Origin of the sequence: Bradyrhizobium sp. CIAT3101 (assembly GCF_029714945.1) — a bacterium.
Taxonomy (GTDB): domain Bacteria; phylum Pseudomonadota; class Alphaproteobacteria; order Rhizobiales; family Xanthobacteraceae; genus Bradyrhizobium.
Genome location: NZ_CP121634.1, coordinates 6,552,286 through 6,566,531 on the forward strand (window position 1 = coordinate 6,552,286; position 14,246 = coordinate 6,566,531).

10 protein-coding genes are annotated in these 14,246 nt (G+C 62.4%); 1 reads left to right on the plus strand and 9 read right to left on the minus strand.

The genetic code is table 11. The features are described 5' to 3' along the window. Positions 1-530 precede the first annotated feature (530 nt). On the plus strand, positions 531-3,395 hold the full coding sequence (locus tag QA645_RS30850) for a hypothetical protein (RefSeq protein WP_283045081.1): 2,865 nt from the start codon (positions 531-533) through the stop codon (positions 3,393-3,395). A gap of 157 nt (positions 3,396-3,552) precedes the next feature. On the opposite strand, the gene QA645_RS30855 is transcribed toward QA645_RS30850, so the two are convergent. The 9 genes from QA645_RS30855 to QA645_RS30895 all read right to left on the minus strand — a co-directional run bounded on the left by QA645_RS30855 (position 3,553) and on the right by QA645_RS30895 (position 14,198). Beyond that, a complete protein-coding gene (locus tag QA645_RS30855) occupies positions 3,553-5,034 on the minus strand; it encodes a hypothetical protein (RefSeq protein ID WP_283045082.1) in 1,482 nt (493 codons plus the stop codon). A 71-nt stretch (positions 5,035-5,105) separates the two neighbouring features. Further along, positions 5,106-5,462, minus strand: a complete 357-nt coding sequence (locus tag QA645_RS30860) for a hypothetical protein (protein ID WP_283045083.1) — start codon at positions 5,460-5,462, stop codon at positions 5,106-5,108. Positions 5,463-5,492: 30 nt separating this feature from the next. Continuing rightward, positions 5,493-7,292 carry an adenylate/guanylate cyclase domain-containing protein gene (locus QA645_RS30865; protein ID WP_283045084.1) on the minus strand — a complete coding sequence of 600 codons (1,800 nt, stop codon included), beginning with the start codon at positions 7,290-7,292 and terminating at the stop codon, positions 5,493-5,495. A gap of 454 nt (positions 7,293-7,746) precedes the next feature. Beyond that, entirely contained in the window at positions 7,747-8,610 is an 864-nt protein-coding gene (locus QA645_RS30870) for a sugar phosphate isomerase/epimerase family protein (protein WP_283045085.1), read from the minus strand. Next, complete coding sequence (locus tag QA645_RS30875; protein WP_283045086.1) at positions 8,610-9,800, minus strand: dihydrodipicolinate synthase family protein; 1,191 nt, start codon at positions 9,798-9,800, stop codon at positions 8,610-8,612. Before QA645_RS30875 ends, QA645_RS30870 begins: the two co-directional genes overlap by 1 nt. Before the next feature lie 11 nt (positions 9,801-9,811). Beyond that, a complete protein-coding gene (locus QA645_RS30880; RefSeq protein WP_283045087.1) occupies positions 9,812-10,963 on the minus strand; it encodes a Gfo/Idh/MocA family oxidoreductase in 1,152 nt (383 codons plus the stop codon). After that, entirely contained in the window at positions 10,960-12,357 is a 1,398-nt protein-coding gene (locus QA645_RS30885) for a hypothetical protein (protein WP_283045088.1), read from the minus strand. The genes QA645_RS30880 and QA645_RS30885 overlap by 4 nt, the downstream gene beginning before the upstream one ends. A gap of 3 nt (positions 12,358-12,360) precedes the next feature. After that, entirely contained in the window at positions 12,361-13,209 is an 849-nt protein-coding gene (locus QA645_RS30890) for an ABC transporter ATP-binding protein (RefSeq protein WP_283045089.1), read from the minus strand. Then, positions 13,206-14,198, minus strand: coding sequence for an ABC transporter substrate-binding protein (locus tag QA645_RS30895; protein ID WP_283045090.1), 993 nt, complete (start codon positions 14,196-14,198; stop codon positions 13,206-13,208). The genes QA645_RS30890 and QA645_RS30895 overlap by 4 nt, the downstream gene beginning before the upstream one ends. Between the last annotated feature and the right edge of the window lie 48 nt (positions 14,199-14,246).

Genomic DNA, 14,246 nt, shown 5'->3' on the forward strand with positions numbered 1-14,246 from the left:
TGGCTGTCCACCTCGTCATTGGGGGTACCCCAACCAGCGCGCTGCCAGACGCGATTTTCATGGCGATCAGCGGGCGTGACGCACGTGATTGGGGCGACGCGAAAAACGGAAGCTCCGCGTCCCACCAGATGGGATGGACGTCGAGCTCGTACGATGGCTAGAGCGGAAGCGAAACAAATCAAACTTCATCTTTGCAATCGGGACGAACAAGAGGGGCTGGACACTGCACTGGTTATCAAAACGATGGGTTTAGCAAGCGCTCAACCCACCCTACGGGCTCATAAACCGAGCTTGATTGGTGCTGGCTTGCCGACGCTCGAGCACGCGATCGCGCCTCATTCGGCCGGCCGTTCAGCTCGCAGGTTGCAACACGCCGCCACCGTTATGAGGCCATACCAGCTGGAACGGATTGGCTATCGCGAGATGCCGGCATGGAGTAGAATTCATCGACAACGACGCCAGGCACACGTTCCGTACACCATTGAGGTCCGTCACAGGGTGGCGGAAGCCTCAAGCAGGAGGGGTGGCAGATGGCAGATGAAGTTGCTCGCCCGCGCGATTCAGCGGAGTGGAATCCCAGCAAATATGCGCTCTGGAACGAGCGCTGGGGCGACGCGGCCAACGCACCGACCTCGATTTTGTTGCGTCATCCAACGGCTCCGTTTCTCCGTACCGTCCCCGCAATTAATGATCACTATATGCAGGGCGTGGGAAATGACTATCTCGAAAAGGTAGCGAAACTCGATATCGATCCGCCCATTAAGCTGCCGCACGTGCTCCGAACCGACTCGAGAGACTTATTCAAGCGTGACTTTTCGGGTTTGATCCGGTGGATGCTCCTTGGCTGGCCTCCCGCGAATCCGCACGACGACGATGCCGACAGCGATGCCGGCAACCCGTTCGTGTCGTTCCGAGTTGAGCGTAAGTCGCCGACGGGCGAAGTTTTCGATCAGACCGTGATCCTGGTGGCTTCCGAGTGGATTCCCGACCCGAACGTCGATGCCGCCCCCGACAGTCCACCGCCCGGCCATTTCCTGGGCTCCGGGTTCGGCATCCGCGTGGTTGCGCACGTGCGGCCGAAGAACGGAGGATACGAAGTACGCATCACCGGGATGACCGCGTCACTTCCGTTCGGCCTTTACAGCACCGCGGCAGTGTTCAGTTTGTTAGGGGAGGACGAGAAGGACAAGAACAACGCGTTCGCACCGATCTTCCAAGTGGACAGGCTTTCTCGGGTCAAGACCCAGATGTCGAGTCAGCTTGGCTTGAAAAATCAATCCGTCTCCATTCGCGGCGCCCGGATCGCCACCACACCCGACGGAAAATCACCGCGTGTCCAGTGGCAAGCCGCGAGCAAGCCCGGGACGGAGAGCGGCCGAACCAGAGCTACACCGTATTCGCTCGTGTTCTCGGGGACGCCGACGGAGGCTGGCGCTCTTGTCAGCAGGGTTGAGCTCGTCGCCGATGCGGTGACACCTGGATACGCGTGGGTATTTCCGATTGATCCCGCGTCGCAGAAGCCGCCGACCGATCTTCGCAAACGGCGTCCGACACGCAGCGAAGAAGCACTCGAGTATTATCGCGACAATGAACAAATCACCGCGCATCAGGCGGATCCGTTGACTTACCAATCAGCCGGATCCATCGAAGAGGAGGTGCTGGTTTGCCCCGGATTTGTTCTCGCCGACGGCCCTCCCCCTCCCTATCCCTATCCCCCGCCGCATTACCCCAACCCAGGAGATCCGAAGACAGTCAATCTGCCCGACACGTTGACGATACCTCTCGTTCGATCGAACGACTTCTCGGCAATCAGCGCCTACAACAATGTCAGGCAATTCTTTCATCGGCTCGAGGCGTATGGAATTGATGCGGTTTCGTACTTTCGGATCGCCAGACTGCCGCTCAAGGTCTTTTATCGCTCCGGGGTGAGGCCAGGCCCCGGCAAGGACGGCCAGACCGTCAATGCGCGTGTTCTTCCGGAGGGCTGGCCGGTCGACTACGTGGCACAGACCAAGCTAAGCGATCGTCCGATCCTGCAACTGCATTTGGCGCTGGCCGACCTTTCAACCCGTGCACGCAAGCCGTGGGACGGAACCAACCGCTCACAAGCGGAGCCTCTCGGCATCGCGGCCGACGCGCGCTGGATCTGGCACGAGATCGGGCACGTGCTTTTGATGTGCTCGGTCGGTGAGCTGGAATTCCGTTTCGCACACAGCGCCGGAGACGCGCTCGCAGCGATCGTCTCGGACCCGCAATCGCAGTTGGCGGGAGACGGCAATTGGCGCGGCGCGACATTCCCGTGGGTGTTTACGCCGCGTCGCCATGACCGATGCGTGTCGCATGGATGGAGCTGGGGCGGCACGTTGCACTATGCGATGTCCCAGGTGCCCGATTCAACGCCGCCCCGCCGCAAGGGTTACTGGACCGAACAGATCCTCTCGTCATCACTGTTCCGGCTGTACCGCGCTATTGGCGGCGACACGAAGCTGGTGGGCCTGCAAGACCAGCCTGACCGATCCGCCCGCGAGTCGGCTTCGCACTATTCCGTCTACCTCATCATGAGGGGGATTCAGCTTCTGCCGACATCGACCACCGTGTTGACCAACGAGCCGGATCAGCTCGTCTCGGCGCTGATCGACGCCGACATCGGCACCATTCTCTGGGACGTCAACGTTACGGTGACCTTTCCTCCACCCCCGTCGTACAGCATCCAATCGTTCCCGTTCCACAGGATCGGCGGCTGTGTGCACAAGGTCATTCGCTGGGCGTTCGAAGTCCAGGGCCTGTATGCCGTTGCCGGAACGATCACCAACGCCCCAGGCCTTCCACCGCCGGTCGACATCTACATCCTGGACCGGCGACCACTTTCGGAAGTTTCGCCGTACGGCGCTATCGCGTATGGCCCGGGCAGTTACAATCCGGTCTCGCTCGATTGGAATCCCCAACAGTCCGGTTCAGATGCTCCGCCCTTGTGGCAGGCCCACCAAAGCGCGATCGTTGTCTCGGGGGGCAATATCTCCGTGAAGGTCGGAAACCGCGGCGGTCAACAGGCAACGAATGTTGTAGTCACCGTTTGGTGGCAGGCATGGCCCGGTGGCAGTGATCCGCCGAAATGGACATCACCAGTGTCAACGACATGGACACCGTGCGACCCGTCACCAGGCTCCTCCGGTCAAACCATTGGCCCAGATGCGCCGCCTGTCGAATTTGATTTCACGTTCAACCCACCGCCATCCGGCACCCGCTATCTCGTGCTGGCTATCGCAACCTGCGGGGACGATGCCGCCAACACGGATCTAACAACGTCGTTGCCGTGCAGCGAATTGCCCACGGAACTCATTGACCTCGTACCCAATGACAACAACCTTGGTCTTATCGTGGTTGGCAGCCCCTAAGGCGCGATGAGATTCGGATGAATCGTCATCGCGCTTCAGGTTGTTGTCTGCGCATAATCTTTCCGGAAAACCGCTTCGCACTTTTCCGGATCATGCTCCAGCGGCAAGCCCGATGGTCTGGCGTGCGCTTCGTTGTCAGGTCACGTACAAGGCCCGGTCAGGGCCATTTGGTCGGCCATTCGGCGGTTGCGTGGGCGAGCACCGAACGGAGCGTTGGACAATAGATGCGGCTCGGCGTGCTGTCGTGAAGCAGCGCTCGCCAAATACCGGCTGCAAGGTGACGACTTCCAGCCGAGTCGGAAGCATAGTGGACGCCAAGACGTTCGCGGTTCTTGGCGATACGCCCGGCAAGCCAAAGCAGCGGCGATGTGAGTTCGCCCCGCCCCATCAAGGGATTTGCCAGAAGTAAGGCCGGCAAAGCCGGCGGCGCCCCCCCACCCGCGGTGGTGTTAATCGGGAAGCCGGCGGCATCGCCAATTCCAAAGCTGTTGGCGGTCAAGCCGGCCTCCAGTACGAAATAGGTTGTGTCCACGATGATCGGCGCCGGCGGCGGGTTTCGCAGAAGCACGGCCGGCACAGGTGGCGGCGTTCCCCCACCCATGGGGGTCGTGTCAATCGGGTTGCCGCCGAGGGTGGCGGCAACTTCAAAGCTGTTGGCCGTCAAGTTGGCGGGTAGCACGTAATAGGTGTCAGGTGGTGGTCCGATGTGCGCCGGCAGCGCAGGCGCACCTTGGATCTGCTGAAACTGGACCCGGTCTCCGGCGCTGAGCCCGTGCGCATTCAACACGCTTACCTTAACAACTCCGGGGTTGGCTTGCGAAATCGTCACCCCCAGCGCAGGAGACACCTGCTGAAACTGGACCGGATCTCCGGCGCTCAGCCCGTGCGCGGTCAACGCACTCAAGGTGGCGACGGCGGGGTTGGCGAGCGAAATCATCACGGCCGGATTGGGGTCGACTGCCGTTCCCAGCTTTCCCGGCATTCCGTTGTATGGAGCGGCGAACATGCCGTAGCGCTGGCGAAGCGCCGGTATCTCGAGGAGCAGAAGCGCGATGAAATGACCGATGAAGGAATGCCCGCTGGTAAATGACGGATGAGCGGGAGGACCGAACGGAGGCGCCAGACCCGGGCACAACGTCGATGGGCGAACGCGCCTGAACTGCTGCTTGTAAAAAAAATATGCGACGTTGCCGATGGCGTACCCGCAGTTGATGAGCTCCATAGTCCACGGGCGCCGTGCTTCACTCGTATCGATGAAGGCAGTAATATAGCCGCCACTGCCATCCGCCTGCTCGATGATTTCGGCCATGTAGCGATCGCGATCGTCCTGCATCAACATTTGCAGTTCTTCGATTTCGCCGAGGATCGATTTGAAGGCGTCGTCTTTCGCGTTGGTCCAATCGAGATCTGTGGCGCCGGTGTAGTGATCGGGATTTTGAGGATTCCGCTGGGGGTCGGGTTGCCACGCCAGATCGAGGCGCTCCAGCCAGCTCATCGCCAGCAGCTTAGCCCGACCGAATTGCCATTGCTTCTTCTGGCCGCCGAATTCCCGCGCCACCATGATTGATGGTCGAGAGGGATCGACTGCCTGCAGCCATTGCGTGAGATGACGGTCGAATGGAAGCGTCCAGAACCGCAATGCCGGGTCCCAATCATCGGTCGTCCATTCGAGGAACGCATCCTGTCCGCTTGCGTCGACCTGATAGGGATTTACGATTTCCGCCCACGGATACGGCGGATACCCGGCGTCATCTGGAGTGAAGTCGAGTGCCCAAGGTCGAAAGCCCAGGTCCGAGGGGGTCGCATAAAAACTGCGCCCCGTGCCGGGCCCCGCATCGGCTCCTGCGCCCGCACCTGCTCCTGCACCGGCGCCCGCTCCGGCACCTGCACCTGCTCCAGCACCTGCGCCCGCTCCGGCACCCGCGCCCGCTCCGGCACCCGCGCCCGCTCCGGCACCCGCGCCCGCTCCGGCACCTGCGCCCGCTCCGGCACCTGCGCCCGCTCCAGCACCTGCGCCCGCTCCAGCACCTGCCCCCGCTCCTGCACCAGCTCCAGCTCCCATGACAAGCCTCCCTGACGCCAAAAATTTACATGCGGCTATTCCGGCAACCCCGCGGCGCGCAATCCCTTCGCTAAACGATCCAGATCATCCTTACGCAGCGGATACCAGGACACGAAAGTCGAGACTCTAAACGACGGTTCAATTTCGAGAAGCTGTCGAGCTGCCAATTCAGCTCCAGCTTCATCACCCGAAAGGGCAAGCGCGGCGGCCAGCGTTCGTATACACGGACGAAAAAGCAGACTAGCCCGCCGTGACCTGTTCAGGTAAACGATCGCTTCATCGTATCGCCCAGCGACGAACTCGGCAATTCCCGCCACGATCCAAAAATAAAAGTTCAAGGGATCAAAGGGACTAAGACGCCACACGTTCTGTAATCGCTCCAGCGCCTCGTCGGGCCGCCCCAAATAGGCGAGCGTCAGGGCGCTCAACCCCCAGGCGAACGCCAGGTTCTCGTTGAGGGCCAGCGCCCGCCCAAACAGCTCCATCGCTTCTCCTGGTGATTTTCCCAGGAAGGAGAGGATGTGCCCGGCCACGGCCAGCGCAAACGGATCTTCGGGATCGAGTTCGATGGCGCGCCGCGACACGATGAGGGCGCGCGCCCGGTCGCGGTCCGGATCCAGCGACCAACCTTCGCCAAGCTGGAAGTTCAGCCACCACGCAAGGTAGGCATGGGCCTGAGCATAGGACGGATCGAGCTCGATCGCCCGTTCCAGGAGTTGACCCGCTTCCCGGTGGCTTTCTTCGGTCAGGAGATACAGAAGCGACATCGCGCGGAGGACGCAATGGAATGCATCCAGACTCTCGGTCGGACGGTCAGCGACGCGAGCCATCTCGACTGCACGCACGCGCGGCTCAATCGAGGACAACATGCTCGAGGCAATTCGATCCTGAAATTCAAACAGATCGTCGGTAGACCCCTCGTACCTTTGGGCCCAGATCGAGACATTCCCCAAAATGTCGGTCAACTCCGTGTTGATTCTCAGTCGCGTGCCCTGGCGTTGCACGCTGCCGTCCAGCAGGTAACGAACATCGAGCTCAGTGGCAATCTGTCGCAGGTCTTTTCCGCCGGCGCTATAACGAAGGGTCGAATTGCGCGCGATGACGTAGAGTGATCGATTTCTGGAGAGGCCGGTAATGATCGAGTCCGTGATCCCCTCACCATAATAGCTGTCGTCGTCGGTCCCGCCGATCGTCCGGAACGGCAGCACGGCGAGCGTCGGCCGCGACGCCCATTGCAGGTATGGCTGCGCGATCTGGCGGTCTCCGTCTCCCTCGGTCCACTCGACGGAATAGACGTGAACGGTTCGCATGATATTTTTCATCACAGGCGCGCCGAGGTGATGAAACGTCAGTGGTAATCGATTCATGACGTAGTCGCGGACGGCCGCCGTGACGACGATCTGGCCGGGCTGAGCGGCCTGGTGGATACGAGACGCAACGTTGACACCATCGCCCTGCAAGATTCCATCTTCGTCGATGATATCGTCGACATTGATGCCAATGCGAAGATGCAGCGCGAACGGATCCTTGTCGCCGACAGCGCGCTCCTGAACACGCTGAACGTCGGTCGCCCAACGCACCGCGTTCACGACGCTCGGGAATTCGACCAGCACGGCGTCGCCCGCGATCTCGGCGATCCGCCCACCATGGCGAGCCATGTGAGGCTCCATGATCTCGGTCCGCAACGCCTTCCAGCGCATGACGGTGTCGACGTCCTTCAGACCCATGAGCCGGGAAAAGCCGGCGACATCGGCAAAGGCGATGGCCGCAAGCCGCCTCGTAATCATCGACGTTGCGATGGACGGCGCCTCTGTCGCTTGCTCGGCCTGACTCATGCGCACCTTGTCATTTTAAAGGAACAAGTACCCGGACACCTTCCGAGCAGTGACGCGCGATCTCTGAACCCTACAACATTTGGTTGACCCGCGCGACCATCATTGAGCCGACGGCTTGCAACTCGTTGTCCGGCCAGTGTCTTGCGACATGCAGGGCCGAACGACGAGGTGGTCCTCAAACCAGATTTTGCGTCCGTCCCCTGCCAAAAAAGCCGGCATTACCCTGCAGAAATGCCAACATCTGCCTCGGGCATTCGGGACCGGGTCGAGCGGCAACAGTCCGACCATGTCCGCTCCGCCGCCAAAAGCGGGAGTAGAGCATCAGGTCCATCACAACCGTCGGGTTGGCCGAACCTGCCCTGGACGACCTCTATGCCACGCCGAGCAGCGCTCCGAAGGCGCGCTTCGACACGCTGCCACAACTCGCGAGCTCGTGAGGCAACGTTGGTGGGAGCTACACCACCGTCTTATGCCGCTCGATGCAGGTGCGCAGCACCTCGTCCATCGGCTTGCTCCACCAGTCGTTGGAGAAGATCTCGATCTCCGAATAGCCGGCAAAACCTTGCGCCTCGACGGCCGCGCGCGCGGACTTGATGTCGATGACGCCGTCGCCCATCATGCCGCGGTCGTTGAGGATGTCCCTGGTCGGCACCAGCCAGTCGCAGACGTGGAACGCCAGCAACCGGTCTTTGCCTGCGCGCGCGATCTGATCCATCAATTCCGGGTCCCACCAGATGTGATAGACGTCGAGCGCGACGCCGAGCATGCCGCTGCGGGCCGGATCGAGACGATCGCACAGGTCGAGCGCCTGCTTGGTGGTGTTCACACAGGCGCGGTCAGCAGCATATGCCGGATGCAGGGGTTCGATCGCCAGCGGAAGGTTTGCCTGCCTGGCGTAGTCGAGCATCTCGGCCAGGGCTTCCTCGACCTGCCCGCGCGCGCCCGCGATATCCTTCGACGCCTCGCTGCCCGGCCGCGAATATTGCGGCAGGCCGCCGACGACAAGGACGATGCAGGGCGCACCCAGCGCCTTGGCTTCGTCGACGCAGCGGCGGTTGTCGTCACGCACTTCGCCTCGGCGCGATGCGTCGGAGGTAAACATGCCGCCGCGGCAATAGCCCGAGAGATCGAGACCGGCGTCGCGCACGGCGCGTACGGCACGATCGAGGCCGACGGTCGCAACCTGATCGCGCCAGGGATCGATGGCACGGATGCCATGCTTCGCACAGGCATCGATGATCTGAACGAGGTCACCCTGCTTGCGGACCGTCGCCGTGTTCAACGACAGCCAACGATGGTCGGACGAGAAATCGCGCATCAGTCTTCCAGTCCGTGCGAGGCGAGCACCGTCTTCATCCGTTGCGCCGCCAATTCCGGATTGGCGAGCAGGCCGGCCTGATCGGCGAGCCGGAACAACTCGGCCAGATGCAGCATCGAGCGCGTGCTCTCCTGACCGCCGACCATGGTGAAATGATCCTGATGACCGTTGAGATACGCCATGAAGACGACGCCCGTCTTGTAGAAGCGCGTCGGCGCCTTGAAGATGTGGCGCGACAGCGGCACCGTCGGGCCCAACACATCGTGGAAACCGGCATCGTCGCCCGCCGCAAGCCGCGACAGCGCGTAGGAAGCCGCCGGCGCGATGGCATCGAAGATGCCGAGCAGCGCGTGTGAGAAGCCCTTTTCGTCGCCGGCGATCAACTCCGCGTAGTTGAAATCGTCGCCGGTGTACATCTTGATGCGCTTGTCCAGACGACGGCGCACATCGATCTCGCGCTGCTTGTCGAGCAGCGAAACCTTGACGCCGTCGACCTTGGCCGCGTTGTTGTTGATGATGGCCACAGCCGTGTTCATCGCCTTGTCGAGATCCTTGGTGCCCCAATATCCCGTCAGCGCCGGATCGAACATGTCGCCGAGCCAGTGGATGATGACGGGCTCGCGGACCTGCGACAGCACGCGGTTATAGACCTTGGCGTAATCGTCGGCGCCCTGGCCAAGTTTTGCCAACGCGCGCGAGGCCATCAGGATGATGCGGCCGCCGACCTTCTCGATCGCCGAGATCTGCTCCTCATAGGCGCGGATCACGTCATCCAGATGTTTGGCGTCCTCCACCGCGAGGTGATCGGTGCCGGCGCCGGAGAACACCAGCGCATTGCGCCGCTTGGCAGCCGCCACCGAACGCGTGATCAGCTCCAGCGACGTCGGCCAGTCCAGCCCCATGCCGCGCTGCGCGGTGTCCATGGCTTCGGCGACACCAAGGCCGAGATCCCAGATGTGTTCGCGAAAGGCGATGGTCTTGTCCCAGTCGACGGCCGCCGACAGCCAGGGGTCGTTGTCCGCGAAGGGATCGGCGACCGTATGCACCGCCGAGAAGGCGATGCGGTTCAGTGGTCCCTCGAGCTTGGCGGGAAACGTGCGCGAGGCCGCGAGCCGGTAGGTCTCGATCGAGCGATCGGCCTTCGGCAGCTTGAGCGACAGGGACGACATTGGCAGGACGGGCTTGTTCATCTTGTCCCTCCTCAGGCCTTGATCGGGGCGACGTCGATCCAGCGCCGCTCCTTCCAGCTCTTCAACGCGCATTCGGCGAGCTGCACGCCCTTGACGCCTTCGAGCAGTGTGAACTTGTAGGGCGCATCCTCGTAGACATGACGGATGAACATCTCCCACTGCTCCTTGAAGCCGTTGTCGTAGGTGACGTTGTCGGGCAGCTTCTGCCAGTCGCCGTAGAAATCGTGCAGGCGCTTCTCGTCGGGATTCCAGACCGGACGGGGCGTCGCCTGGCGCGCCTGGATCATGCAGTCGGTGAGGCCCGCGACCGCCGAGCCGTGCGTGCCGTCGACCTGGAAGGTGACGAGGTCGTCGCGATAGACGCGCGTAACCCAGGACATATTGATGTGAGCGATGACGCCGCCCTCGAGCTGGAAGGTCGCGTAGGCGGAATCATCCGCGGTCGCCTTGTACTTCTTGCCCTGCTCGTCGTAACGCTCGGGGATGTCGGTGTTGCCGATGCAGACCACGCTCTGGACATTGCCGAAGAGGTTGTCGAGCACGTAACGCCAGTGGCAGACCATGTCGAGAATGATGCCGCCGCCGTCTTCGTCGCGATAGTTCCACGACGGCCGCTGTGCCTCCTGCCAGCCGCCTTCGAACACCCAATAGCCGAACTCGCCGCGCACCGAGAGGATGCGGCCGAAGAAGCCGCTATCGCGCAGGAAGGCGATCTTTTTCAGGCCGGGCAAGAACAGCTTGTCCTGCACCGTGCCGTGCTTGACGCCCTTGGCATTGGCGAGCTTGACGACTTCGAGCGCCTCTTCAAAGTTGGTCGCGATCGGCTTCTCGCAATAGACGTGCTTGCCGGCATTGATGGCCTGGGTGAGAAGGCCGGGCCGCGCCTGCGTGGTCGCCGCGTCGAAGAACATGGTGTCGTTCTTGTCGGCGAGCGCGGCATCGAGGTCGGTGGTCCAGCGCGTGATGTTGTAGCGCTTGGCGAGCGCCTCGACCTTCTCGGCGCTGCGGCCGACCAGGATCGGGTCGGGCATGATGCGGTCGCCATTCTTCAGGCGGACGCCGCCCTGGTCGCGGATCGCCACGATCGAGCGGATCAGATGCTGGTTGAGCCCCATGCGGCCGGTGACGCCGTTCATGATGAGGCCGAGGCGTTGCGTGGTCATGCCGTTTGCTCCTGAAGTGATTTTGGCTGTTCGAGCGGGCGGAGCGCCGACCAGTCCGGATGGACCGACGTCGCAAAGCCCACTGTGTTGAGCGATCCCGTCAGGAGATCGCCGTTGTGAATGGAAAGCCGGATTCCCTGCCCGGCATCGGCATAGAGATCGGGATGCGCGGCGGCGAAGGCCTGCGCTTCAGTGGTCGGGGTGTCGCCAAAGCCGTCGACATAGTGGTGGCCGTTGCGTTCGGCGTGGGCGACGCCGATGAAGGCGCCGAGCGCGAGATCCTGCTGCACGGCAAGGCCTGCCTGGCAGGTGAGATCCTCGCCGGTGACGAAGAATTTCTCGCCCTCCGCGCTCCATTTCGCCGCGCGCGTTGCGTTGACGATGGACTTGTAGAGCCCCTTGCAGGATTTCGAGGAAATGCCGTGATAGCCGAGCGCCCGCGCCGCGGGGAATGCGTCGTAGGAATCGTCGGCCTCGTCGATGATGAAGCCGCGCGCCGCCAGCGAGCCGAGCGGCGATTGCCGGGTGATGTCGCGCGGCATGGGCTGCTCGACATAGAGCAGACATGATGCGATCGACCGCAGCGCGGGCTCGCGATCGAGCCGACCGATCAGCGCCTGCAGCGCGGCGATATCTGCATATTGCTCGTTGGCATCGAGCGTCACCTTGTAGTCACGACCGAGCGTGTCGAGCTCCTTGCCGATGCGCGCCAGGCGCGCGGCATCGGCCATGGGATCGCCCGATAGTTTCAGCTTGAAGTAATTCGCGCCGGCGTTTTCGCGCGTATCGGCAACGCCGCCCTCGCCTTCGACTTGATCGTCGAGGCCGACGGTATGCCTGACGGCGACACGCGGCAGGGGCTTGCGGCTGGCGAGAAACGTCGTGAGGTCCGCGTCCTTCAGGTCGGGCGAGAGCCGCGCATCGATGCCCGCAATATTGCCGGCCATGCCCTCGAAGAAGCTGGTCTCGACGCCGCGGAGCAGGGCATCGAGGATCGCCTTGTCGATCTCAGCCGGGCCATAGGCCGCCGCCAGCGCTGGAATGTTCTTCTTCGCACAGGTCGCGATCTGCGCACCGATGCAGGAGGCATGCAGATCGAATGCCGTCTGGAATCCGGTTCGCGCCAGATAAAGACCGCGCGCGATCTCCAAGGCTCTGCGCAGGTCGTCCACCGTCTGCGCCGGCGACAGCTCCGATCGCTTGTCGAACCATTTCGGCACCAGCAATTCCGCGCTGGCGCCGACCGCAACGCCCCTGCCCTCGACCTCGATCTCGACCCGCACGAACAGTTGCGGCGTCGCGTTGATCGTGATCGCGCCAAAGCGGAACGGCCGCGCGAAATGCACGGGGCGTTCGAAGAAGGCGATATCTCGCAGCTTCAGGCGCGGCGCCATGGTTTAATCCAGCGTACCTTGCGAGAAGAAATGCTTGCGGATGCGCTGCACCAGCTCGGTGAAGACAGGGTCGGCCATCACATCGAGCGAGCGCGGGCGCGGCAGCGGCACGTCGTAGATCGCAGCGATTGCGCCGGGCCGCTCGGTCATGACTAGCACGCGGTCGGCGAGGAACACGGCCTCGGGAATCGAATGCGTGATCAGCAGCACGGTCTTCTTGGTCTCGCGCTGGATCCGCATCAGCTCGACATTCATGCGCTCGCGCGTTAGTGCGTCGAGCGCACCGAACGGCTCGTCCATCAGCATGATCTTCGGGTCGTGCACCAGCGCGCGGCAGATCGAGGCCCGCTGCTGCATGCCGCCGGAGAGCTGCCAGGGCAGCTTCTTCTCGAACCCTTCGAAGCCCACCAGTTTGAGCAGGGCCTTGGCGCGGACGAGGTATTCATCCCGCGGCAGCCGCTTCATGTCGATCGGCAGCATCACGTTGGAGAGGATGTTGCGCCAGGGCAGGAGCAGTGCGTTCTGGAAGACGATGCCGACATTGCCGTGCGGCTTGGTCACCTTCTCGCCTTCGACCAACACTTCGCCCGTGGTCGGCGGCAGCAGACCCGAGATCAGCTTGAGCAGCGTGGACTTGCCGCAGCCGCTTGGGCCGACCACGACAAAAAACTCGCCGTCATTGATGTGGAAGTCGAGCGGACGCAGCGACGGCACATCGCCGTCGCGCGTCCGATAGGTCTTCGACACGCCGGACAGTGTGATGCCCGACGCATCGCCGGCCGCCCGGTCGCTCACCAGTCTCAGATGCGCGGCCGGTTGCACGGCTTCACTCACGATCGCGGCTTGCTTCACGTGCCGCTCTTCGGCAGGTAATCGTTGGTGTAGAAGGCCTTCGGGTTCTCCTTGGCCTTGGCGTCGAGCCCGCCATATTCGACCATCAGGTTGACGCTATCGGTCATGTTCTGGTCGGTGACCTGGAACGGCCGCTTGCTCTTGGTCTCGGCGGTCCGGTACAGCGGAATGGTCAGCTCGAATCCCTGCGTCAGCGTGTCGATCTTGCCGCCCTTGGGATTGGCATCGAGGATCGACTGCGCGGCCGCCTTCGGCTCCTTCTCGGCGGCTTCGACAGCCTTCGTCGTCGCCGACATGAAGCGGCGGACGAGATCGGCGTTGGCCTTCACATAGTCGGAGTTGGCGATGATGCCTGACGAGACCATGTCGATGCCGTAGTCGGCGAACTTGATCGGGAACACGTCCTTGCCGGTGGCGTCCTTGATCTTCATCGACTGGTCCATGACGTAGCCGAGCAAGAGATCAGCCTGGCCGTTGATGACGGCGTTGAGCTTGGTCTGGCCATCACCGGCAACGGTGGTGAAATCGCTCTCCTTCAGGCCGGTCTTCTTCAGGAACAGCGGCCAGATCTGGGTCATGGAATCGGCCGGCGTGATCGCCACCGTCTTGCCCTTGATGTCCTCGGGCTTCCTGATGTTCTTGTCGACGAAGCCCATCGCAGACATCGGCGAGGTCTGCAGCAGCACGCCGGTCGCGATCACCGGTGCGCCCTTGATCGCGGCGCGCATCATGGTGGGAACGTCGACATAGCCGAAATCGGCGGTCTTGGCGGCAACCGCCTGCGTGGTGGCGGCCGAACCGCGGCCTTCCTGGATCTCGAGATCGATGCCCTCGGCCGCGTAAATGCCCTTGGCCTTGCCGTAATAGAACGGCGCGTGCTCGCCGTAGACGTACCAGTTCAGCATCAGCACGACCTTGTCGGCCGCCTGCGCCGGTGCAACCGCAAACGTCATGAGCGCCACTGCTGCAGCCCCAATCCACCGCTTCATCGTCACTCTCCCTGTCGTTATGTTTCGGCCGTTAGTGGCCGTTCGTTG